21 protein-coding genes, 1 tRNA gene and 2 pseudogenes are annotated in these 23545 nt (G+C 33.7%); 16 read left to right on the top strand and 8 right to left on the bottom strand.

The features are described from left to right. The coding region (locus ACKI2W_RS00430; protein ID WP_407378446.1) for a hypothetical protein at window positions 1-4983 on the bottom strand (4983 nt) is incomplete at its 3' end. Window positions 4984-5423: 440 nt separating this feature from the next. On the opposite strand from ACKI2W_RS00430, the gene ACKI2W_RS00435 reads away from it, so the two are divergent. From ACKI2W_RS00435 to ACKI2W_RS00465, 7 genes are all read left to right on the top strand, one after another. Next, window positions 5424-6548 (top strand): adhesin, encoded by a 1125-nt coding sequence (locus ACKI2W_RS00435; protein WP_407378448.1) that lies wholly within the window; start codon window positions 5424-5426, stop codon window positions 6546-6548. 57 nt (window positions 6549-6605) lie between these two features. Then, the gene (locus ACKI2W_RS00440) at window positions 6606-7286 is read left to right on the top strand and encodes an MIP family channel protein (protein ID WP_407378449.1); all 681 of its coding nucleotides are present in this window, start codon (window positions 6606-6608) and stop codon (window positions 7284-7286) included. Window positions 7287-7373: 87 nt separating this feature from the next. Then, complete coding sequence (gene pyrH, locus ACKI2W_RS00445; protein ID WP_407378451.1) at window positions 7374-8051, top strand: UMP kinase; 678 nt, start codon at window positions 7374-7376, stop codon at window positions 8049-8051. Window positions 8052-8063: 12 nt separating this feature from the next. Next, window positions 8064-8852: a TatD family hydrolase gene (locus ACKI2W_RS00450; protein ID WP_407378453.1), complete on the top strand. Its 789-nt coding sequence runs from the start codon at window positions 8064-8066 to the stop codon at window positions 8850-8852. A 13-nt stretch (window positions 8853-8865) separates the two neighbouring features. Further along, window positions 8866-9057 carry a DUF2116 family Zn-ribbon domain-containing protein gene (locus ACKI2W_RS00455; protein ID WP_292798352.1) on the top strand — a complete coding sequence of 64 codons (192 nt, stop codon included), beginning with the start codon at window positions 8866-8868 and terminating at the stop codon, window positions 9055-9057. 10 nt (window positions 9058-9067) lie between these two features. Continuing rightward, a complete protein-coding gene (locus tag ACKI2W_RS00460) occupies window positions 9068-9391 on the top strand; it encodes a heavy metal-binding domain-containing protein (RefSeq protein ID WP_407378455.1) in 324 nt (107 codons plus the stop codon). Then, window positions 9384-10235: a hypothetical protein gene (locus ACKI2W_RS00465; RefSeq protein ID WP_407378456.1), complete on the top strand. Its 852-nt coding sequence runs from the start codon at window positions 9384-9386 to the stop codon at window positions 10233-10235. Before ACKI2W_RS00460 ends, ACKI2W_RS00465 begins: the two co-directional genes overlap by 8 nt. On the opposite strand, the gene ACKI2W_RS00470 is transcribed toward ACKI2W_RS00465, so the two are convergent. Then, window positions 10210-11019: a sulfite exporter TauE/SafE family protein gene (locus ACKI2W_RS00470; protein WP_407378458.1), complete on the bottom strand. Its 810-nt coding sequence runs from the start codon at window positions 11017-11019 to the stop codon at window positions 10210-10212. The two genes, ACKI2W_RS00465 and ACKI2W_RS00470, sit on opposite strands and share 26 nt — an antisense overlap. 55 nt (window positions 11020-11074) lie before the next feature. Between ACKI2W_RS00470 and ACKI2W_RS00475 the strand changes: the two genes are divergently transcribed. Both ACKI2W_RS00475 and ACKI2W_RS00480 read left to right on the top strand, forming a co-directional pair. Then, window positions 11075-12187, top strand: coding sequence for a hypothetical protein (locus tag ACKI2W_RS00475; protein ID WP_407378459.1), 1113 nt, complete (start codon window positions 11075-11077; stop codon window positions 12185-12187). A 36-nt stretch (window positions 12188-12223) separates the two neighbouring features. After that, entirely contained in the window at window positions 12224-14122 is a 1899-nt protein-coding gene (locus tag ACKI2W_RS00480) for an MJ1255/VC2487 family glycosyltransferase (protein WP_407378461.1), read from the top strand. 20 nt (window positions 14123-14142) lie between these two features. On the opposite strand, the pseudogene ACKI2W_RS00485 reads toward ACKI2W_RS00480, so the two are convergent. From ACKI2W_RS00485 to ACKI2W_RS00495, 3 genes and pseudogenes are all read right to left on the bottom strand, one after another. Beyond that, window positions 14143-15057, bottom strand: a pseudogene (locus ACKI2W_RS00485) (transcription initiation factor IIB); the annotation flags it as partial. A 53-nt stretch (window positions 15058-15110) separates the two neighbouring features. Then, window positions 15111-15398, bottom strand: a complete 288-nt coding sequence (locus tag ACKI2W_RS00490; RefSeq protein ID WP_407378463.1) for a Gar1/Naf1 family protein — start codon at window positions 15396-15398, stop codon at window positions 15111-15113. Window positions 15399-15514: 116 nt separating this feature from the next. After that, on the bottom strand, window positions 15515-16252 hold the full coding sequence (locus tag ACKI2W_RS00495) for an RraA family protein (RefSeq protein WP_407378465.1): 738 nt from the start codon (window positions 16250-16252) through the stop codon (window positions 15515-15517). A 435-nt stretch (window positions 16253-16687) separates the two neighbouring features. On the opposite strand from ACKI2W_RS00495, the gene dnaG reads away from it, so the two are divergent. The 7 genes from dnaG (at window position 16688) to ACKI2W_RS00530 (ending at window position 22140) form a co-directional block, all read left to right on the top strand. Then, the gene (gene dnaG / locus ACKI2W_RS00500; protein WP_407378467.1) at window positions 16688-17914 is read left to right on the top strand and encodes a DNA primase DnaG; all 1227 of its coding nucleotides are present in this window, start codon (window positions 16688-16690) and stop codon (window positions 17912-17914) included. 205 nt (window positions 17915-18119) lie between these two features. After that, window positions 18120-19283 (top strand): AAA family ATPase, encoded by a 1164-nt coding sequence (locus tag ACKI2W_RS00505; protein ID WP_407378469.1) that lies wholly within the window; start codon window positions 18120-18122, stop codon window positions 19281-19283. A gap of 63 nt (window positions 19284-19346) precedes the next feature. Beyond that, window positions 19347-19532 carry a hypothetical protein gene (locus ACKI2W_RS00510; RefSeq protein WP_407378471.1) on the top strand — a complete coding sequence of 62 codons (186 nt, stop codon included), beginning with the start codon at window positions 19347-19349 and terminating at the stop codon, window positions 19530-19532. Window positions 19533-19757: 225 nt separating this feature from the next. Beyond that, window positions 19758-20363: a biotin transporter BioY gene (locus ACKI2W_RS00515; protein ID WP_407378479.1), complete on the top strand. Its 606-nt coding sequence runs from the start codon at window positions 19758-19760 to the stop codon at window positions 20361-20363. A 41-nt stretch (window positions 20364-20404) separates the two neighbouring features. Further along, entirely contained in the window at window positions 20405-20794 is a 390-nt protein-coding gene (locus ACKI2W_RS00520; protein ID WP_407378473.1) for a DUF1284 domain-containing protein, read from the top strand. A gap of 56 nt (window positions 20795-20850) precedes the next feature. Further along, window positions 20851-20922 (top strand) — tRNA-Gln (locus ACKI2W_RS00525). 30 nt (window positions 20923-20952) lie between these two features. Further along, window positions 20953-22140, top strand: a complete 1188-nt coding sequence (locus tag ACKI2W_RS00530) for an ATP-grasp domain-containing protein (RefSeq protein ID WP_407378475.1) — start codon at window positions 20953-20955, stop codon at window positions 22138-22140. Here ACKI2W_RS00530 and ACKI2W_RS00535 read toward each other — a convergent pair. From ACKI2W_RS00535 to ACKI2W_RS00545, 3 genes and pseudogenes are all read right to left on the bottom strand, one after another. Further along, complete coding sequence (locus ACKI2W_RS00535) at window positions 22112-22261, bottom strand: hypothetical protein (protein WP_407378476.1); 150 nt, start codon at window positions 22259-22261, stop codon at window positions 22112-22114. The genes ACKI2W_RS00530 and ACKI2W_RS00535 overlap by 29 nt on opposite strands. A 57-nt stretch (window positions 22262-22318) precedes the next feature. Further along, window positions 22319-22996, bottom strand: coding sequence for a V-type ATP synthase subunit D (locus ACKI2W_RS00540; RefSeq protein ID WP_407378478.1), 678 nt, complete (start codon window positions 22994-22996; stop codon window positions 22319-22321). A gap of 27 nt (window positions 22997-23023) precedes the next feature. After that, window positions 23024-23545: pseudogene (locus ACKI2W_RS00545) on the bottom strand (V-type ATP synthase subunit B); the annotation flags it as partial.

A 23545-nucleotide genomic window follows, 5' to 3' on the forward strand; every position in this document is an offset into this window, starting at 1 on the left:
ACTGCCAATATTCCAAATTCCATTAGAATAACTACCAACAGAAGCAGCACAAGACTGATAAACCAAACCAGCAGGCAAAACATCACTAACCCTAACACCACTAGCAGCATCAGGACCATTATTCCTAACAGTCACAGTCCACCTGACCAAATCACCATAATTCGGAGCAGAAACATCAACAGTCTTGGAAACAACCAAATCGGTAGCTTTAGCAACGTTAATAGACTTAGATGCCCTATTATTATTTGGATTATAATCATGCTCATTACCGGAAACATCAGCAACATTAACAATAGTGCCTGTCTTAGCAATTCTAGTTACAATAGTTAATGTCTCAGAAGCACCATTAGCCATATTACCGACAGACCATACACCTGCTGAAAAACTGCCAACAGAAGCAACATAAGACTGATAAGCCAAACCAACAGGCAAAACATCACTAATCTTTACACCACTAGCGGCATCAGGACCATTATTCCTAACAGTCACAGTCCAGCTGACCAAATCATTATAATTCGGATTGGAATTGTTAACAACCTTATTAACTTCCAAATCAGTAGCTTTAGCAACATTGATTAATGAATTGGCATTATTATTAGATTGATTAGGGTCATACTGATCACCACTTACACTTGCAGAATTCCTAAATGAACCAGTAGCATCCACACGAGTGACAATTTCAATACTTGCTGACCTTCCGACATTTAAAGTTCCGACAGTCCATTTTCCAGAGCTATAACTATTAGGTGAACTGACAATAACCAAACCGGCAGGCATAACATCATCAACAACAACATTAGTCGCAACATCAGGACCATTATTTGTCACAGTCAAAGTCCATTTAACCAAATCACCATAATTCGGAGCAGAAACATTAACAGACTTGGAAACCGCTAAATCAGCAGCATTAGCCACACCGATAGATTTAGATGCCCTATTATTGTCATGATTATAATCATGCTCATTGCCAGAAACCACAGCAACATTGGTAAGTGAACCTGATTTATTCACTCTGGTCACAATAGTTAATGTCGCTGAAGCACCATTAGCCAAACTGCCAACGTTCCATATTCCATTAGAGTAACTACCAGCAGAAGCACTGGCATAATTATAAACTAAACCAGCAGGCAATACATCACTAACCCTAACACCACTAGCAGCATCAGGACCATTATTCCTAACAGTCACAGTCCACCTAACCAAATCACCATAATTCGGAGCAGAAACATCAACAGACTTAGAAACAGCCAAGTCAGTAGCCTTAGCAACATTAATAGTTTTTGATGCATTATTATTAGACGGATTATGGTCATATTCATCACATCTTGCACTGGCAGAGTTCATAATAGAACCAGTGACATTTACGCGAGTGACAATTTCAATACTTGCTGACCTTCCGACATTTAAAGTTCCGACAACCCATGCACCAGAGCCATAACCATTAGGTGAACTGACAATAACCAAACTGGCAGGCATAACATCATCAACAACAACATTAGTCGCAACATCAGGACCATTATTCGTCACAGTCAACGTCCATTTAACCAAATCACCATAATTAGGATTAGTCACATTGGAGGTTTTTGTTATTGCCAAATCAACAGCATTATCCACACCAATAAATTTAGATGCTATATTATTATCAGGTTCATGATCATGCTCATTACCAGAAACCTCAGCAACATTGACAATAGCGCCAGTCTTGGCAACTTTAGTCACAATAGTTAAGGTCTCAGAAGCACCATTAGCCATGTCACCAATACCCCAAATATCATCAGAATAACTACCGACAGAAGCAACATAAGAGAGATAAATCAAACCATCAGGCAAAACATCCCTAACACATACGCCAGTAGCTACATCAGGACCATTATTCCTAACAGTCACAATCCACCTAACCAAATCACCATAATTCGGACTAGAAACATTAACAGACTTGGTAACAGCCAAATCAGCAGCACTAGAAATACCAATAGATTTAGATGCCCTATTATTATTCGGATTATAATCATGTTCATTACCAGTGACACTAGCAGAATTCAAAATACTTCCTATTTTATTTACCATAGTTACAATAGTTAATGTCGCTGAAGCACCATTAGCCAAATTACCAACGTTCCATATTCCATTAGAGTAACTGCCAACAGAAGCACTATAAGATTTGTAAACTAAACCATCAGGCAAAACATCAGTGACCTTAACACCAGTAGCAGCATCAGGACCATTATTCCTAACAGTCACAGTCCACCTAACCAAATCACCATAATTCGGAGCAGAAACATCAACAGTCTTGGAAACAACCAAATCAGTTGCCTTAGCTACATTAATAGTTTTTGATGCATTATTATTAGATGGATTATAGTCGTACTGATCGCCTTTTACACCGGCAGAATTTATAATGGAACCTGTAGCAGCCACACGAGTAACGATTTCAATACTTGCTGACCTGCCAGCATTCAAAGTTCCGACATTCCATTTACCTGAGCTATAACTATTCGGAGAACTGACAATAACCAAACCGGCAGGCATAACATCATCAACAACAACATTAGTCGCAGCATCAGGACCATTATTTGTCACAGTCAACGTCCATTTAACCAAATCACCATAATTAGGATTAGTCACATTGGAGGTTTTTGTTATAGCCAAATCGCATGCAGGATTTACATTAATTTTCTGACTGTCCTGATTATTGGTCATATCCCAATCCAATTCATTTGCACTGACATTTGCATTATTTGTAATTTCACCAGTTTTATCTATTAAAGTAGTGATTCTAATAGTTGCACTAGCTCCTTTAGCTAAATTGCCAATATCCCATATTCCATTTGAGTAACTGCCAACAGTAGCACTGTAAGATCTGTAAACCAAACCGGCAGGCAAAACATCACTAACCTTAACACCTGTTGCATCATTCGGACCATCATTTGTCACGGTTAAAGTCCAGACAGCCAAATCATGATAATTAAATTCAGAAGAGGTTGTTGCCTTTTTTACACCGACATCAACTTTCGGTTTTACGACAAAAGTAGTCTGATTTGTAATTGCCTTATAATAGTTATCTTCATAATGAGTTGCAGTTAATGTATAAGTGCCAGGCCTTAAATTAGTTAAAACACTATTAACTTCACCCAAATAGCTTGATTTTAAAGTATTATTATAAACTACAGTTCCATCAGAATGTTTAACTGTCAATAAAATGTCGATATTATATTCACGTGCATCCTGATATAACTCACCGCTATTTGTTGCACCGGAAATAGGAGTCTGACCATCCACTTTAATGTATCTGTTTATAGCTGCATTGTATATTGCATTGGAAACAGGCAAATTATTATACTTTGCAATATTGTTTCCACCATAGATTACAGCGCCGATTTCTTCGTCTTCACCATAATAGATATCATTTGCATATACAGGAAGGGCATAAACCCAAGCCTGATTTTCAGTCATTACATTATTTGTTACCTTTAAATCCTTACCTTCCTTATCGTAGTAAATTGCACTACCGTTTCTTGCTACATTATATTCAAAAACATTGTTTTTAACACTGTCTGAAGTACCATTAATGTAAATTGCGCCTCCCAATCCGTCATCATTAACATTAGGATTTGCAATTGCAACGTTTGAAATGAATCTTGATCCCTGAACAGTAGTTGATTCACCATTCACATATACTGCACCACCGTTATGTTGAGCAGAATTATCCGTGAAATTAGAATCATAGATGTCTAAAGTCTTTGTTTTAATATATACTGCACCACCATCAATTGATGCATAGTTATTGTTGAATGTACTGTCTTCAATAGTTACACTATATCCTGCTAATCTGGCAGCACCACCATATGGAGCGGTGTTGGAATCAAAATTACATTGGATAATTTTAAGATTTGTAGAATCTATCCTATCCACATTTGTTATAGCTCCACCATAGTCATTTGCTGAATTAGCAATGAAAGAACAGTTTTTAATAGTACCGGAGTAGTGGGCGGTTAAAGCTCCACCAAAGTCTGCTGAATTTCCTTCAAACAAACAATTTTCATAGGTTACACCTTCCCTGAGACATGATGCACCCCCGTGAGATAATTGTGTGCCTGTACGTGAAATTGCAGAGTTATTTATAAATTTACAATCCTTAATTAAAGAATTTGAAACGATATTTTCTCTTCCTACTTGCATAGCACCTCCATAAACACCCCCACCATTTTTATTATAAACTCTATTTGATTCGAAAGTACATCCAATAATTCTTGTATTATAACCATAGGCACCAACAGCACCCGATGCAGTGACTGCAAAGTTATTGATAAATTTACTGTTGCGAATCAAGAGATTTCGACCATTATCGGGGTTTTGATCCACAAGATAGTCAGTGTACAGCGCACCACCACCTGCAGAAGCATAATTGTCATAAAATTCACAATCATCTATTGTGACATCTTTTCCAAAAACATATATGGCTCCACCATATTGGGCGTTACCATTTTTAAAAACTAAATTCGAAAATGAGGAACCGGAACCCGTGGCTTCCACAACAAATATGTTGGATAAGTTTCTTCCATCCAATGTTGCCCCTGAAGTTGATATAAACGATATGTTTTTATATACTAAAATATATGAATTCCGTCCGTCCGCTTTGAAATTACCGCACAAATCTAAAGTGTCGCCATCACTTAAATTATAATGTATAAGATTTTGAATCTGTGAAAAATTTCCATTAGTTATTCGCATTGTTCCTGGAGCTGAAAGTATATTTTCCTGAGAATTTCCTAGTTTATCTTCATCAATTGCATTTAAAGTATTAATTCCATCGACTTCAATTCCCATTGTGTCAACACAATCAGGATTAGAATCATTTAATTCCATAGCATCCACATTATTGACTGCAAATAGAATTAATGAAATGAAGCAAATGGCAATTAAAAAATTTTTGCTAATAGCTATCTTATTTTTAAACATTTTATTGTCTCCTTGCGAGGACATTGATAACCACCATTAATTAACAAAAAGCTATTAATAAGCAATTAACCTTTTTATTTTAACCCAAATTTTGAAAATAATCATCTAAATTTAAAATTTATGCTAAATATGATGAATTAAAAGCTGACTATAAGTTTAGCCAGCTTACACCTCATAATTTAGGACAAATATAAGATCATAACTCAACTATTTAGGACAATTTTACATCCTGATAACAATTTTATCAAAACCTAATTATATTGTACCAAAATAAAAGATAATCTCTATAAATCCTCTAAAATCTAATTAAATTTATTAGTATATAAATTTTTGCTTTTAACTCCTTAATAATTGATAAAATCAAATAATATAACCTCCTGATTAGAATTTAACTTCGCGATATGAAAAAATTAATAAACTGGTAAAAATAAAAGTAACTAGTAAGTTATTATAAGGAAGATACAATGAAAAAAAATATCCTAGGAATTTTATTCATATTTTTATTATTATCATCATGTGTTGGTGAAGCATCAGCAACAACCACTTTGTTTTTAACCTCCGACAACATTATTGGAGAAAATGAAGATATTGACATGTTGAACTCAATTAAGAATTATGTTGAAGAGTTAAGCAATGGAAATATTAAAGTGATTGTTGATAGTCAGGCCCCTAGTCCCGGAGAAGGATCAAGAGCAATCGAAAGTGGTGCGGATGTGAGTGTAAACCTCGCAGCTTCCGATGCCGGAAACTTTCTTATTCTTGCCAAATATGCGGTCAACAGCGGGAAAAAAATAATCTTTGTAAATACTGGAGACTTTGATTTGGATAGTGCAAATTCACTTAGAAGAGCATGGGACGATGATTATTCATCAACAATATTTGCCGGAATAAATTACCCTGGAACTTATCTTAAAGAAGCCGGCATTGACTATATTCAACCACTGCAAGTATATCCAGATGCCGGACCTAAAGGATATCTCAGCGAGTATAACGAAGACGTGAATAAATACATTGCTGAGGAAATAGTTGAAAGTGTGAGTAATAACAATTCCCATAACTACAATAATGATTTAGTAATCACACACAAATTAGCTCCAAAAGAAATGGCCAAAGCAAGTCAATCACTGGTGGAAAGCGATGATAAACAGATGAATGGTACATATAACTCCTATACCGCACCCCAAGTTTTGTATCTGACAAGTTCATATCTTAATGGAAACGGCCTTCAAAGCCCTGCAAATTATGGACCGCCAACAGATCCCGAACAGTATTCCACATTTGCAAAAGGCAGTTATTCAATATACGATTATATGAAAATGGGTGGGATTGTAAAAGAATTCATGGACGATAATGGCAGAGCTCCAAATTATATTGAATATGACGGTGCGAAAATTGGATATTACGATTTATTGTACAATTTCGCAAAAATAACACAGGACGATGTGGACAATTCCCATATGAATTTTGACAGAGAATATCATTTTGACAGAGTTAACGAGTCTATTTTGATTACAATTTTCCCATATGTCCTTGCAATCATAATTGTTATGTTGGCATGCATTGGAATTAGAAAAATAAGGCGAAGATAAATATAGTATTAATTACAAACATTATATGTTCATTATTAAATGAATGTAGGTGAATTTATGAAAAGATATATAAGTGAATTGATAGGAACAATGGTTCTAGTCCTATTCGGATGTGGAAGTGCAGCCATAGCAGGCCCTGTACTTGGTAACCTAGGTATTGCAATGGCATTTGGTTTATCCATCGTAGCAATGGCCTACGTTATCGGAGACATCTCAGGATGCCACATTAACCCTGCAGTTTCAATCGGAATGTGGATTGACGGAAGAATGGAAATTAAAGACCTTATTATATATATCATTTTCCAATGTATTGGAGCAATTATCGGTATTGCAATCCTTGCAGCTTTAATCAACTCAGCCCCGATTCTTGGAGGATATATGGCAACCGGATTAGGTCAGAACGGATTTGGTGCAGCATCAAGTGTCGGAATCAACCTTTATGGTGCATTAATTACTGAAATAATATTAACCTTTGTATTTGTATTTACTGTGCTTGGAGTCACAAGAAGTGAAAAAACCAGTGCAGTGGCAGGAATCGTTATCGGTTTAACCCTTGCATTCGTACACATTATGGGAATTCCATTAACCGGAACATCAGTTAACCCTGCACGTAGTTTAGCACCTGCATTATTTATGGGCGGAGTAGCTCTTGAACAGGTATGGGTATTTATTGTAGCACCAATTATCGGTGCAGTTATTGCAGGTTTAGCACACAAAGGTTTATACGATGGGGAATAATTAATTCCTCAATTTTTTCTTTTTTTAATATACTTTTTTTAAAATATAAATATCATAGAATTGATATTAATTATATAAGGTGAATATATGAAAATCGTTGTTGCAATTGGCGGATCAATTCTATTGAAAGATTATGACAGTACAAGATTCAAGCAATACAGTGAAATTCTAAAGGAATTAACTAATGAACATGAATTATTTGTCGTAGTTGGTGGTGGAAAACCCGCCAGAGACTATATTGGCGTTGTACGTGACTTGAATGCCGGAGAAGCACAATGTGATGATATTGGAATTGAAGTCACAAGAATTAATGCTAAATTATTATTATGTGCACTTGGAGATGCGGCATATCAAAGAGTACCTCATAACTTCCAGGAAGCATTGGAATTCGCATCAAGCGGAAAAATTATCGTTATGGGTGGAACGGAACCTGCACACAGTACAGATGCAGTATCTGCAATCCTGGCAGAATATGTTCATGCAGACAAGCTCATTAACTTAACATCAGTTGATGGAATGTATACAAAAGACCCTAACAAATTTGATGATGCTGAACTTGTCAACGAAATAACAGCTACAGACCTGCTTGATTTTTTAAACGGTAAAGATATGAAAGCAGGAACCTATGAATTCTTTGATACAACCGCTGTTCAGATGATTAAAAGATCCAATTTGGAAACTGTTATTGCTAACGGTTATGAACCGGAAAACCTTATTAAAGCAATAAATGGTGAAAATATAGGCACTAAAGTCATTAACGAATAATCAGGTGATTTGGTGGATAATCTTATTGATATTGGTTTAAATCTGATGCATTCCTCTTTCAGAAAAGACAGAGTCGAAATCATTGAAGAAGCTAAAAAAGCTGGTGTGAACAAATTTATCATTACTGGAACGAATGTTCATTCAAGCCAACAGGCCCGTGAATATGCTTCCAAATACCCAGATACATTATTTTCAACATCAGGAGTCCATCCTCATGACGCAAAAACTTGCAATGGACATACCCTCTTTGAATTGGAAAAAATTGCAGATAATGACTCTGTTGTGGCCATTGGAGAATGCGGTCTTGATTACAATAGAAATTTTTCACCACAGGATTTGCAAAGAAAATGGTTTGAAGCCCAAGTGGAACTAGCTGAAAGATTAGATATGCCATTATTTTTGCATGAGCGAGAAGCGCATGAAGATTTATATAATATACTGAAAAAACATGACAGTATTGTTGAAAAATCCGTTGTTCACTGCTTTACTGGAACAAAACAGGAAGCGGAAAATTATGTTGACTTAGGTTGTTATATTGGTGTTACCGGATGGATTTGTGATATGAAAAGAGGAAGAAATCTGCAGGAAGCTGTAAGTGCCATTCCTCCTGAAAAATTGATGATAGAGACTGATGCACCCTTCCTAATACCAAAAAACTTTGATAAGAAACCTAAGAAAAATAGAAATGAACCGAAATATTTACCCCATATCCTCAATACAATTGCATTTTGCATGGGTATGGATGCAGAAGAGCTTGCACTGCAAGTAACTAAGAATACAAAAGAATTTTTTAAAATATAAAAAGGTGATATATATGGCAGTAGACCCTCATAAACATTGTCCGATATGTGGAACTCCAATTCCATTAAATGAACTTGTATGCTCCCCAGACTGTCAAAAAGTATGGGACGCTAGATTACATCAGGCAAGAAGAAGTAGAATCATATTATATGTAGTAATAGCAATATTCCTAATAATATGGGCCATAATGACATTTATGAAATAATTGTGATATGATGATTTTAACATCTGCTAATACACTGGAAAATAAAGAGATTATCGAATACAAAGGTCTTGTTACTGGGGAATCATTAATAGGAGCTAATATTTATAAGGATTTATTTTCTGGTGTCCGTGATGTTGTAGGCGGTAGAACATCAACATATGAAGAGGAAATCAAAAAAGCCCGTGACATAGCACTTAAAAGTATGGAAGAAAAGGCAGAACAGTTAGGTGCCAATGCAGTTATCGGGCTTAAGATATCATATGATAATCTTGGCGGTACAATGGGAAACACAATTCTGATTACTACCTACGGTACTGCAATAAAATATGAATAAAATGAATATTGATAAGCAAAGACTAGCAAACCTGCAAAAAGCATTCAACAGCATTGTTATAGGTACTGTTGCCGGTCTTGCAACTTACGCTTTCTTTTTATATTTCAAAATAGCTATTTTCGGATGGAACTTAGGGCTTTTATTTGCGCCTTTAGTGGCAGGCTATGTTGAAACTTATGTGGCCAAAAAACTCCTTGGAGAGGATATCGGTGCAATAAGTGCGTTTATCCTGTTTATAGTGACTGTTGTCTACGGATTCATAATAGCTAATCCCACACTAGGATATAACATCATTACCATAGGATCAATCGTAATCATTATCCAGGCAGCAATTCCGACATTCATCAACTACTTCGGAATAGTTGTCATAGTTGGAACATTATCCTATCTCACTGGTTTTTTCGAAAAATTACTTGATAAACTAAAATACATGATACTGCCTGAAAGACATGAAGAAAAAATAATCGATACGATTCAATTATTCAGTGAAACGGAAAGCAATAAACTAATCAATTCACAGGATTTTATCTATATAACAAGCACTGACCCGATAGATTTGGATTATGAAATCTTAGGATTTTTTTATACAACGTCAATTGTCAGCAGAAATACTCACATTATAAAGTTATCTCCAGAAAAAATTGAAAAACAGCAGCTGAACGAATTGAAAAAAGGAAAAGACGAATGTTTGATTAGATTGGCCGATAAAATAAAAAGTTCCGGAGGAAATGCTGTTATTGATTTGGATATCGTTTACTTTTTAAATGGATTGGGCGGATCCGATTTTCAGATTATTGCCCGGGGAATGGGCATTAAAATCAAGGAAGAACACCCAGCATTTTAAGAGAAATATATAATACAACCACACCAAATACCTGTTTTAAACGTTTTTCAGGTAATTTATGAGCATATTTTGCACCGACTTGCGCTACAGGCACTGAAAAACATGCAATCAATATAAAATTAATTATGCTGACATAACCTAATGAATATGGAAATGTATTGATTCCCCATCCTGAAATAATATAAGATAATGTTCCTCCAATTGCCGTTAGGGAAATGAATACTGAAGAGGTTCCAATAGCCTGAATCATTGAAAAACCCAAAAGCATTGTTAAAATTACGATTAAAAATATTCCACCGCCAATACCTAGAAGGCCTGAAAAGAACCCGACAAAAAGACCTGTTATTGCAATAGTTATTAAATTAAAATCAAATCTGGCAGGATTTTCCTTTTTATCTCTTGATAAAATATTTCTGATAGCAATAAATAACAATAAAAGACCGAAGATTATTTCTAAAATTCTTGAAGATAATCCTGAAGCGACAAAACCTCCAATAAAACTTCCGATAATTCCAAAGATACCCAGTTTAATACCCGGTCCAATAATATTGTCCAGTTTTTGGGAATGCTTATATGCACCGCTGGATGCCGTTGGAATAATAATGGCCAAGCTCGTTCCAAGAGAAATCAGCATCGCAAGGTCAGGTGAAATTCCGATGTACTTCAAAAGGAAATACTGGAAAGGCACAATTAGAAATCCTCCACCAACACCCAAGAGTCCTGAAGCAAAACCTGCAACAATTCCTATTAATATTAAACCAACATAATATTCAATCGCAAACATAGTAAAATCCCAATTCAGTAAATAATTTAAATAACTAATTTAAATATTATTCATAATGAAGATAAACAAGACTATATTAGTTGGTATCCTATTTATAATGATTGCCGGCGTACTATTTATAACAGATATTCTAAATCCAATTATTCACCCAATAACCCATTTATTCCTAATGGGATCTTCCAAAGGCAAAGACATAATATTTTTTGGACTGATGGGATTCTTTTTAATATTCAGCCAACTGTTTACCCAATATAAATTTGATTCAAAAAGATATCTGAAAATTTCAATCATATTGGGTTCGGTAACATTAATTTCAGGAATACTTCTGGAAGTCCTGTTCAGATACCAGATGGGAATAGGCCTCAACACAATCTTCATGACTATCGGCAAAAGCATTTCATCAACAAGCATTCTGCATACCCACCTGTTAAAGTCAATTTTTGGTGAGGTTATAACTAATATAATGGGACCATTCATACAAAGTGAAATTAATACAGGAGTCGGCCTATATGAATACATTCCTGAAATTGCAAAATTAATTATCATATTACTGCCAATACTGTTTATAACATTGCTGCTCTCTGTCAGGGATAAAAGATTTGTTCAAACATTTTTACTCTCATTTTTCGGATGCTGCTTATTGATTGGAGCATTAGATGGAGGACTCTTTGCTACGCCATCAATAACAGGTATTTGCGGAATATTTTTAATATACAGAAATGGACAGTGCATTGAAGAGATTACTGATTACATAATTTCACATGAAAAAATATGCGATTACTGTAAGATAATACCTCCATTTAAAGATAAGAAAGATTTGATAGTTGTTTTAATCAAAAGATATGCCCCATATATTGCAGCGGCGTTGATAATACTTTTAAGATTTACAATTGCAGTTCTTGGAGCAAATGCTGATTATTATGAAGTAGATGTCACCAATCCTGTCGAAGATATTCAATTGAATGATTTTCCTATAGAAAACATCACCTATGAACAGAATAAAACAATCTACATCATGAATTCAAATTACAATGAAATGAAATTATTGAATGACCTGAAGATACCGTTGAACAATTCATGCGATTATTACACGGTGTCATGGAATATTTTTTCATATTTGGAGCCTAATCATCCCCTCACCAACACATATCAGGAACTGAAAAACTAAATTTTTATAAATATTGAAAATAAAATATTAACTAATATGATTTTAAGCATTATTATACCAACATACAATGAAGAGGAATACTTACCAATACTTTTAGATAGTATAAGAAAACAAAACTTCGATGATTATGAAATCATTATTGCAGATGCAAATTCAACAGACAGAACTCGGGAAATAGCTGAGGAATACGGTTGCATTGTTGTTGATGGAGGAATGCCTGGTGTTGGTAGAAATAGAGGTGCTGAAGTTGCCAAAGGCAAATATCTGCTATTTTTAGACTCTGATTTAAAGCTTACAGACGATTACTTGAGAGACGTCATTTATGAATTCCAGATGGAAAGACTTGGAATTGCAATTACACAAATGAAGCCATTGTCAAAGAAATCAGAAGATCAGGTGCTGCATAGCTTAGCTAACTACTTCATGATCAGCGTTGAAAAAATCAAGCCCCATGGAGCAGGATGTTATGGTATAATCGTCAAAAGAAGCCTGCATGAAAAATGCGGCGGATTTAATGAAGAATTAACGTTCGGAGAAGACAGTGACTACATTAAGCGTTTGGGTAATGTTGAACGCTTTAAAGTTTTAAGAAACGCTAAAATCGGAGTATCAACCAGAAGACTTGAAGAGGAAGGAATAGAAACCCTGATTCAGCAGTACGGTAAAAGCACATTTAATGATTTTATAGGGAAAACTACTGATGCTGAAGAGTTGAATTACGGCTTTGACCATGGAAAAGAACATTTAAGCAGAGACAAAATGGACAGGTTTGCAAAAGAATCTGAAAGAATAAGCAAAATGTTTGAAAATTACGATAAGTCTGCAGAAAAAGTCAATACAGCCAAATCATATTTTAAAAGAACAAAAGCCAGAAAAAATAGGCCGAAAAAAAGAGTATTCTATTGTGTCTGTGGAGAAGGAATGGGTCATGCAATAAGGTCTGCCGTGATAATTGACAGAATTAAGGAGAAATATGACGTTTATGTATTCTCACATGACAGAGCTTATGAATACCTGAATGAAAAATTTGATCACGTTTACCGGATAGGCGGATTCAACACAGTTTACATTAACAACAAGGTCAGCAACACCAAAACACTGCTAAGTGCTTTGAAAAGAAATCCAACAAACATCAAAATCGGATATCGGGAGTTATATCAAAAAGCAAGGAAATTATCTCCAGACATTATCGTCACGGATTTTGAGATTTATGCTACAATGGTGTCCAAATTACTCCAAATACCATTAATAAGCCTGGATAATATCCACATGATTACCCAAACATCAATTGATTATCCAAAACACCATCAAACAGAAATGCTTAAGGCAAAAGGAGTAATCAAAGGATATGTCGTAAGACCAAAATTCCATATTTTAACCAGCTTCTTTTTCCCGAAAGTAAGACCCGGAAAGAATGCTGTAATCTATCCTCCAGTAATCCGTGAAGAAATATACAATCTGAAACCTACAATCGAAGATCACATTGTTGTTTATCAGACAAGTAAGGAAAGCGTGAAACTTGTTGAAAGATTGAAATCCCTTGATGAAAATTTTATCGTTTATGGATTTAATAAAGACGAAGTTGATGGAAATTTAACCTACAAATTATTCAATGAAGATGAATTTTATGATGATCTGGCAAGTGCAAAAGCCGTTGTTTGTAATGGTGGATTTACATTCATATCCGAAGCCATAACTCTTAAAAAACCAATTTACAGTGTTCCTGCAATCGGAAACTTTGAACAGACACTGAATGGTTTTTATGTTCAAAAATTAGGTTATGGAGAGTACCATGAAAACATGAGCGTTAAAAAGCTCAAGTTATTCCTTAAAAGGCTAGATAAATATCAAAATAAATTAAATACTGTTAAAAGATACAATAACGATGGAATCATACGCGAACTGGAATATCGTATCGAAAAATATTCACGTTAAAAAAATAAGTTTTAGGTGAACTATAAAGTTACACCCATATCTAACTGTTCAGTTAATTCTTTATACCTATTTCTAATAGTTACTTCGGTAACACCGGCAATATCTGCAACATCCCTTTGGGTTTTTCTCTCACCAAGCAGAACTGAAGCGATATATAATGCAGCTGCTGCTACACCCGTAGGTCCTCTTCCGGAAGTCAATCCTTTTTCCATAGCTTTTTCAATAATTTCAATAGCTTTGGATTGAGCTTCACCTGACAAACCTAATTCACTAGCAAACCTAGGAACATAATCTACCGGAGATGTTGGTGGCAATTTGATATTTAATTCTCTTGTAAGGAATCTGTAAGTCCTACCAACCTCTTTTTTGGTTACTCTGGAAACTTCAGCAATTTCATCCAGGGTACGTGGAACATTGCACTGTCTGCAGGCTGCATATAAAGATGCTGCAACAACACCTTCAATACTTCTTCCACGGATGAGCTTATTGTCCACAGCACTTCTATAGATAACGGATGCCGCTTCCCTTACACTTCTAGGAAGTCCTAATCTTGAAGAATCTCTATCCAACTCGGATAATGCGAAAGCCAGATTACGTTCAGTTGCACCGGAAATTCTGATTTTTCTTTGCCATTTTCTTAATCTGTACCATTGAGCACGGTTTCTTGCAGGAATATCACGACCATAAATGTCCTTATTCCTCCAATCGATCATGGTACTTAAACCTTTATCGTGAATTGTGTATGTAATAGGAGCTCCGACCCTTGTACGTTTATCTCTTTGTTCATGGTCAAATGCTCTCCATTCAGGACCCATATCTACCAAGTTTTCATCAATAACTAATCCACAACGAGAACAAACAACTTCTGCTCTTTCGTAATCTCCAATTAATTCTGTAGAACCGCATTCCGGACAAACTGCTTTTTTACTTTCTTCTTTATTTTCTCTTGCTGCCCTATCTGATCGTTTCCTACGTTTAGGAGCTTGATTTACTTCTTCTGACGTGTTTTCATCCTCCTTTTATTATGTTTTTTAGATTTTGGTTTTGATACAAATAGTTTTTCACCATAATTTTTCATAATCTCATCCTTATCCGCTGATTTAAACAGACGAATGGAAACATATGGCTGTTTAGTAGGTCCAAAAACATAGCTAACCTTCCCAATCTTATTTTTATTACTGTCAAAAACTATCCCACCACTGGATGGTGTTTGGGAGGATCTTGCTATTAATTTACCGGAGTTCGCTATATGCAAACTATTTCCTAAGAATTTCATAAAATCAAACTAAAAATTAAATCTGTATCGTTTATATATTTAGAATATTCAAATATATAAAGGTATCGATATACTTATATATTGAATATTTACTTACTTAAATAATTTTTTACAGGTTATCTTAAACCAACCACCTGAGATAAAGATTTACCTGAGTTCAGCATTTCAGTGATATTTTTTTCTTTGACTTTTATCTCATATGTTTTAAGCATTACATCATTGAAGAATTCCTTAGGAATGATGACAACACCGGTTTCATCGCCAAATAAAAAATCTCCAGGAGATATTTTCATGGATTCCAAATACAAATCAGTATTAATCTCGCCCAAACCCAATGCCTTTCCTGCATTAGGCCTGAAACCGCATGCAAAAATAGGGTAATCCATAGATAAAAGAGCATCCAAATCACGCACGCAGCCGTAAACCAATGTTGCCTTAACCCCACTGTTTTTAGCACAGGTTGAAGCAAGCTCACCCCATATGGCAGCGTCCATGTCACTGGTTTCAACAAGCAAAACATCCCCATCTTTAGCTTCATCAATTGCTATGGTAATAGTTCCCCAATCATCGCTATTGGTTTTGGATGTGGTTATTCTGCCCCAGGCTTTTAAATTATTGATTGATTTCAATTTATAAAGCACTCCTGATCTGTAGGCGATTTCATTGAAAGCATCAGAAATTTGACAGGCAGAAACATGTTCTAAAAATGAATTCAAATTAATGAATTTCTTATAATTATCGCCATTATATGTTAAATCCCCAATTGAAATATCCTCTAAAGAAATCTCATCAAAATCAATTATTTTATCTAAATTTTTATTGTTTTTTAATAAGTCTTTCGGCTTTATTGACATTAAATCACCAGCATTTTTTCATATTATTATATGTAAAATACTTCTTAAAAAAAATTTCTATAAACAATATTTTATATATTAGTTTAGCCAAAAATATTAAGTGAAGTATTTGAACAATACTTATTTATTATATGCTTAAGAGTTCATTTATTCATTATTATTATTTATCATAAAATTTGATTAACAAAAAAGGAGAAAATTTAATTATAAAGAGGATTTAAAGGAAAAAACTGAAGGAAAATACAAGTTAATAAACTATAAAATCATAATAGCCCATATAATTAAATTTTCATCGTACTTTTTGCTCTTTTTAGTGTATAATAGGTTAAAATTTAAAAAATATGTTTATCGTAATAATTTATTAATAGCCTAAAAATACAATTAATTTTTAGAAAAAAATAAATTAACCCGATTAATAAGCTAGGAGGCTTAAAAATGGGAAAAGGCGAAGAATTAACTACAACTAAATATTTGATCCATGCGCAGATCACTGCAAATGGAATTGTAGAAAAACCGGATGTTGTCGGAGCAGTATTCGGACAGACAGAAGGTTTATTAAGTAATGATTTAGATTTAAGAGAACTACAAAGAACTGGTAGAATCGGTAGAATTCAAGTTAACATTCATTCTAATAGTGGAAGAGCAAAAGGAGAAATTGTTATTCCTTCAAGCTTAGATAGAGTTGAAACCGCCATACTTGCTGCATCCCTAGAAACTATCAATCGTGTAGGACCTTGTGAAGCAGAAATTCAAACTTTAAAAGTTGAAGACGTTCGTGCTGTAAAAAGAGAACAAGTTGTAAACCGTGCAAAAGAAATCTATAAGAACATGGTTGAAAGCGTCGGTCCTGCAAGCATGAAAATGATTGAAGAAGTAAGGGAAGCTATGCGTGTTCATGAAATTTCCGAATACGGGGATGACAGATTACCTGCAGGCCCAAGCATCCATACTTCAGACGCAATCATTGTCGTAGAAGGACGCAGCGATGTTTTGAACTTGCTTAAATACGGTATCAAAAATACTGTTGCCGTTGAAGGAGTTAGCGTTCCTCAATCTATTGGTGATTTAAGTAAAAAAAGAACCACTACCGCATTTGTAGATGGCGACCGTGGTGGAGAACTGATTTTGAAAGAGCTTTTACAGATTGGAGATGTGGACTACATTACCCGTGCTCCACAGGGAAAAGAAGTGGAAGATTTGGAAAAAGATGAAGTTTTAGTGGCGCTAAGAGATAAAGTTCCTACAGCACAGTTTTTAGCAAACCACAATATTCTTTCAGACTCCGATGACAATAATCACCATCATAAAAGACGTGACAGAAATCATTCCAAAAGACAAAACAGAAGATTCAACAAAGAACCTGAAGTTGAAATCGAAGATGATGAAGTCAAATTAATGAAGGATATGCTAAAAGAATTTGAAGGAACCGGAAGCGGAGCAATCTTGGATGAAGCATTGAATATGACCAAAGAGGTTTCAATTGAAGATATTTACGAAGAGATCAAAAATATCGAAGAAACTGCGGATACCGTGATATTTGATGGTATCATCAGCCAAAGATTAGTTGATGTTGCTTCCAAAAAAGGAATTAAAAAATTGGTTGCTTTCAAATCAAATATCGTTAAAAAACCACACAACTTAAAAATTATTACAATTGACTAGATTAACATGAGGATAGCTATTATCCTCAATTTTACTATTTTTTTAAGGACCCCACACCATTATAACACTATTTTAGAAAAGAAAAATTGGCTTATAGAATTTTTGAACCCTATTAAAAACAATGAAAATAATTTTAGAACTGAAAAACAGTAACAAAATAATTATAAGAAATGAAATTATCAATACTAGATTATGAGATGATAATATGCGAATCTCCAACATCACCTTTAAGAATATCAAGAGTTTTAAAGAGGTTAATTTAGATTTAGATGATTTTAATGTGATTATTGGATCATGTGCTTCAGGAAAATCTAATTTTATAGAAGTGTTTAAATTTTTAAAAGATTTATCTGAAGATTTTGAAAAAACAATAAATAATTACTCCAGATTTTATTTGAAAAATATTAACAGTAAAAATGATGAAAATTGCTATCTAAAAATAATATTTACAGCAAATGATACGGGAAATTATCTAATTCCTATTTTTAAAAATGATGAAGAAATATTCCTCAATTTCAATCAGCTTGAATATGAACTGTCTTTTAATTTCAAATCCAATTTTGAATATGAGATTCTAAAAGAAAATGTTGATTTTTCATATGAATATACTTATGATAATGAAATCTATAAAAACAAATTATCCATTAAAAATACGGGTAAAATTAATGTGAAACTTGATAAAGCAGATGAATTTATTAAAGCTGAAGATTTAGTTCCATCATCACTCTTAAATATTGTAAAACACAATTTCCAAAAATCACAATCATTAATTATTAATTCATCATTGTCTACAATTCCTTTCGCTTGGAAAGATTTGTTTAAAAATATTGAATATTATTATTTCAATCCAAAATTTTCCAAATTCGGAACCCATAGAAATGGTGATTCTAATCTACTAGAGTTTAGTGATAATCTACCAATAATCCTAGAAAAAATATTGGACAATAATAATGATAAAAGATTATTCTTAAATTTAGTTAATCATCTTCTACCCTATATTGAGGAAATTAATGTTGATACACTCATTGACGGAAGAACAATATTTACATTAAATGAAGAATATAATGAGATTAATGTTCCATCCCCACTCATATCTGATGGAACTGTTAATATTATTGCTTTAATTGTTGCATTGTTTTTTGAAAAAGAAACGATTTTATTAATTGAAGAGCCGGAACGTAATATTCATCCGGAATTACTTGCAAACTTAATACAATTAATGAATGAGGTTTCTCGAAAAAAACAGTTAATTATCACAACGCATAATCCGGAATTATTGAAACATGTTAAATTAGAAAATATTTATTTCATATCCAGAAATAAATCAGGTTTTCCAATATCACCAAACCGATTGATAATGAAATTGTAAAACCATTCATTGAAGAATTAGGAATAGATGAAGTATTTATTGATAATTATTTGGGGCTTGGCAATGAATAACTTATTTATATTTGTTGATGGAATTACAAAAGAAAAATTAAATGAAATGATTGATAAGAGTTCATTTGAAAACAAAGTGGACTTTTTTGCCCAAGTATGTAAAACATATAATTTGGAATTAACTGTGAAAAGGAATAAATCATTTAAATACTTCCTTTCAAAATTTAATTTAATTTAATTAACTAATTTTTAATCAATCTGAAAGTTTAGTGAAAAATAACCCCTCCCTGATAATAAAACAAATATTATTTATACCTCAATTTAATTAAACACAATATATTCAAGAGTTGCATCACAAATTCTCATTTAAATATTATTCCGAGTTTATTTAAAGTATAATTATAAATATTAATAATGACAAATATTATTAAGGAAATAAAATTAGGAGGGAATTCTAATGAATATAAACATTGAGAATTATTATGTTGCTAGAAAAAACGTTTTTGAAAGATTTAATGAATCAAGCACACTAACAAAAATCGTATTTTCCTTTTTAATGGCCTGTATTACTGGTCTGATGGCCCAAATTATCATTCCTCTTCCTTGGACACCTGTCCCAATTACCGGACAGACCTTTGCGGTATTATGTGCAGGATTATTCCTTGGTAAAAGATATGGTTGTTTAAGTCAGATACTTTATATTGTATTGGGAATCGCATTTGTCCCATGGTTTGGAGGAATGACCGGCGGATTAGAAATGGTACTTGGATCCACCGGAGGATATTTCGTAGGATTTATTTTGGCATCCTACTTTATAGGATACATTACTGAAAGATATGCAAAAGCACGTAATTTTACACGTATGTTTGCAGTTATTGGTGTAGCTAACTTTGCACTTATCTACATTCCTGGTCTTTTAGGATTGGCCTTATGGTTCTATTTAACTCAAGGAACCGTTTTAGGAATTGCAGATATTTTATTAATGGGACTTGTTCCATTTATCTTCGGAGATCTTGTTAAGATTGCAGGATGTGCCGGACTGTCCAAAGTTTTCTTACCGAAAGAATAAAAGGTTACATTTAACCTTTTTTACTATTTTTTAAGATTTTTATGAAAATTAAATTAAGAGGGCACCATCTGTTATGTCTTCAGGGTTTTCAGGGCTACGGTTATAGTGAAGATTTCATCACAAAAATGACCAGAATAAACGAATTGAGAAAATCGGAAGAATGCAGCGTAACATTAACCAATGAACCCGACGATATTTGCTTGGCATGTCCAAATTTAAAAAATAACCTGTGCGAAAATGAAAAGCAAAATGAAATAATCGTTAAAATGGATAATGAAGTATTATCTCAACTGACTTCAAAGGAATATAACTCCATAGATTTATTCAATTATGTTTCATCCAAATTTAAATCAATGAATGATGTGAAAAACATCTGTAATGAATGCAAATGGGCCGATAAATGCTTATTTTACAATAAATTAATCGAATAACGATACATTTAAATACTACTTAACATAAATATTAAAATGTTGTTATATTGCAACATAGTCCCGTAGGGTAGTGGTAATCCTTCTAGGCTTTGGACCCGGAGACGGCGGTTCGACTCCGCTCGGGACTATTCAACTAACTTTTTTTATGAGATTTTTTTATGGAAAAGCTATTGCTTATTGGAATTAATACAAGAAGTATGCTTAACAGTGCTTTAAAATTAGATTATGAGCTATATTCCACCAGCTATTTTTCAACATCCGACATGCCGCAAATAGACAGGCAGAAGATTATTCTTGAAGAGCATGACGATGAAAGCAGCGGCATATTCGAAGATCAGTTTAACAGTTCAAATATTTTAGAGATATCCAAGGATTACATAGATGAAGCGGACTACATCATTCCAATTTCCGGAATTTCACCGGATGATTTTTCGAAAAAAGATCAAAAAAAGATTTTAGGAACAAAAGACGTGTCAAAAATAGAAAATAAATTCGAATTTTACAATGAAATAAAAGATGAATTTAAAACCCCTGAAACTTTTTTTATAAATGAGGTAGATGAAGCTAGTGAAATCTGTAAAAATAATCCTGAAACAAAATATATTTTAAAACCCGTTAAAGGATCTGGTGGGTACAACATAAAACTTCTAAATAATGAATCAACATTTCAATTAAATGACAGTGAAAATTTTATCCTTCAGGAATATGTTGAAGGGATAAATTTAAGCTCATCCATACTTGGAAGCAAAGACCTTAAAAAGACCATAATGAACTCAAGGCTATTGACAGAAAACGATTTCAAAAACAATAACCGCTACATTTACATAGGCAACATTTTACCATTAACCAATGAATCAATATTGGCTGAAGTGAAAGATATCGATAATATAAACAGAGAAATGATTGAAACATCACAGAATATTGCATATAAATTCGATTTGATGGGATCATGCGGCGTGGACTATATTTTAAATGAAAATGGACTATACGTAATTGAAGTCAATCCAAGAATTCAAGGAACATTTGAATGCGTGGAAAAGTCACTCCAGATAAATATGCTTGATGCGCACATTAAATCCTGCTTCAATGAAGAATTTGAAATACCGAAAGCAAAATATTACAGCTATAAAAAAATCATATATTCTCCATGCAGAAACAAATATTCAAAAATAGATTTGGACAATATTTATGATTTGCCGCATATCGGTACAATAACAGAAAAATCAGAACCATTATTGACAATAATAGATAAAGATAGCGATTTTAAAAAGTTATGTGAAAAAATAGAGCATAGTTCTCAAGTTGTAAACAGTGAAGTTAGAAAATTCCAACGAGAAATGCTATAAAGAACAAAAATCCGACTGTAATTAAAAAAGTAGTAATAATCATACCATAAGTAATCCATCTAAATGCCTTAGCCTTATTATCAGGATCTTTTAAAAATTGGTCAATAGGATTTCTTTTCATTAATACACCATTTTAAAAATAAATAAAAAAATAAGAAAATGAACAGAATAAGAAATCTTATTCTGCGGCCTCTTGAGCAGCTCTTTGAGCCTTTTCATTTTTCTCAATTGTAGACCTAATCATTTTCAAACGAACAAAGTTTTCCCTTTCCATTTCTTGGAGTCTCATATCAATATACTTTTCAGTATTTTGGAATCTTGGAATCATAATATGTTCTAAAGCGTTTACTCTACGTTTAGTTGATTCAATTTCCTCAGCTAATAAGAAAATAGTCTTTTCCACTTCACCAAGTTCAATTAAATACTTGAGAGATTCCTCGAATTTTTTAGCAGCTTCGTCTAACTGAATGGTAGTGTCTGAAAATCCGTAACCCCTATCAATAATGGATCTTTCTTCCATTTTAATGTTGGTTACAGGTACGGATACTCCCATAACACTTCTTGAAGTAATGTCTACATCAATAGATTCCTTAACTGATAAGGATGCTTTTCTTACAGCCAAGTCACCCATTGCAATTTGAGCTTCAACTAAAGCTTCATTAGCTTCCTGTAAACTTTTTTCTGCGTTTTCACGAATACCTTTAACACGATCCAAGATATCAAAAAATTCTTTGATTAAAGCATCTCTTTTTTCCTTGAGCAAACCATGTCCTTTTACAGCCAGTTTAGTCCTGTTTTTAAGAGATAATAACTCCATCCTTGTTGGATTAATTCCATCAATAATATCTTGTGCCATTTAATCACCTGTTTTAAACAAATGAATTTATTCTTTTGGAAGGTATTGTTCGATAAATTCTTCTTTAACCCTTTTGAGTTCTGTTTTAGGCAAGATTTTAAGTAAATCCCAACCGAGATCTAAAGTTTCAAAGATAGTTCTGTCTTCATCTTTACTTTGGGTGATGAATCTATCTTCAAATGCTTGAGCAAATTCTAAGAATTTTTGATCTCTTTCAGTAAGTGCTTCTTCCCCTACAACCGCAACGAGGTCTCTTAATTCACGACCTTCTGCGTATGCTGAATAAAGTTGGTCAGATACACCACTGTGGTCATCACGAGTTTTTTCTCCACCGATACCACCACTCATCAAACGAGAAAGTGAAGGAAGTACGTCTACAGGAGGGTAAATACCTTTCCTGGAAATTTCCCTACTTAATACAATTTGTCCTTCGGTAATATAACCGGTTAAGTCAGGAATTGGGTGAGTAATATCGTCTTGAGGCATAACTAAGATAGGCATTTGGGTAATAGAACCTTCTTTACCATCAATACGTCCTGCTCTTTCATA

This window comes from Methanobrevibacter sp. (genome assembly GCF_045603845.1).
In the GTDB taxonomy this organism is placed as follows: Archaea; Methanobacteriota; Methanobacteria; order Methanobacteriales; family Methanobacteriaceae; genus Methanocatella.

Coding starts and splice junctions, on each gene's coding strand:
- ACKI2W_RS00505 (WP_407378469.1), top strand. CDS start 18,120: ATGCGAATCTCCAACATCACCTTTAAGAATATCAAGAGTTTTAAAGAG.
- ACKI2W_RS00490 (WP_407378463.1), bottom strand. CDS start 15,398: ATGAAATTCTTAGGAAATAGTTTGCATATAGCGAACTCCGGTAAATTA.
- ACKI2W_RS00470 (WP_407378458.1), bottom strand. CDS start 11,019: ATGTTTGCGATTGAATATTATGTTGGTTTAATATTAATAGGAATTGTT.
- ACKI2W_RS00465 (WP_407378456.1), top strand. CDS start 9,384: ATGAATAAAATGAATATTGATAAGCAAAGACTAGCAAACCTGCAAAAA.
- ACKI2W_RS00440 (WP_407378449.1), top strand. CDS start 6,606: ATGAAAAGATATATAAGTGAATTGATAGGAACAATGGTTCTAGTCCTA.
- dnaG (WP_407378467.1), top strand. CDS start 16,688: ATGGGAAAAGGCGAAGAATTAACTACAACTAAATATTTGATCCATGCG.
- pyrH (WP_407378451.1), top strand. CDS start 7,374: ATGAAAATCGTTGTTGCAATTGGCGGATCAATTCTATTGAAAGATTAT.
- ACKI2W_RS00480 (WP_407378461.1), top strand. CDS start 12,224: ATGATTTTAAGCATTATTATACCAACATACAATGAAGAGGAATACTTA.
- ACKI2W_RS00455 (WP_292798352.1), top strand. CDS start 8,866: ATGGCAGTAGACCCTCATAAACATTGTCCGATATGTGGAACTCCAATT.
- ACKI2W_RS00530 (WP_407378475.1), top strand. CDS start 20,953: ATGGAAAAGCTATTGCTTATTGGAATTAATACAAGAAGTATGCTTAAC.
- ACKI2W_RS00520 (WP_407378473.1), top strand. CDS start 20,405: ATGAAAATTAAATTAAGAGGGCACCATCTGTTATGTCTTCAGGGTTTT.
- ACKI2W_RS00495 (WP_407378465.1), bottom strand. CDS start 16,252: ATGTCAATAAAGCCGAAAGACTTATTAAAAAACAATAAAAATTTAGAT.
- ACKI2W_RS00510 (WP_407378471.1), top strand. CDS start 19,347: ATGAATAACTTATTTATATTTGTTGATGGAATTACAAAAGAAAAATTA.
- ACKI2W_RS00540 (WP_407378478.1), bottom strand. CDS start 22,996: ATGGCACAAGATATTATTGATGGAATTAATCCAACAAGGATGGAGTTA.
- ACKI2W_RS00460 (WP_407378455.1), top strand. CDS start 9,068: ATGATTTTAACATCTGCTAATACACTGGAAAATAAAGAGATTATCGAA.
- ACKI2W_RS00535 (WP_407378476.1), bottom strand. CDS start 22,261: ATGAAAAGAAATCCTATTGACCAATTTTTAAAAGATCCTGATAATAAG.
- ACKI2W_RS00435 (WP_407378448.1), top strand. CDS start 5,424: ATGAAAAAAAATATCCTAGGAATTTTATTCATATTTTTATTATTATCA.
- ACKI2W_RS00475 (WP_407378459.1), top strand. CDS start 11,075: ATGAAGATAAACAAGACTATATTAGTTGGTATCCTATTTATAATGATT.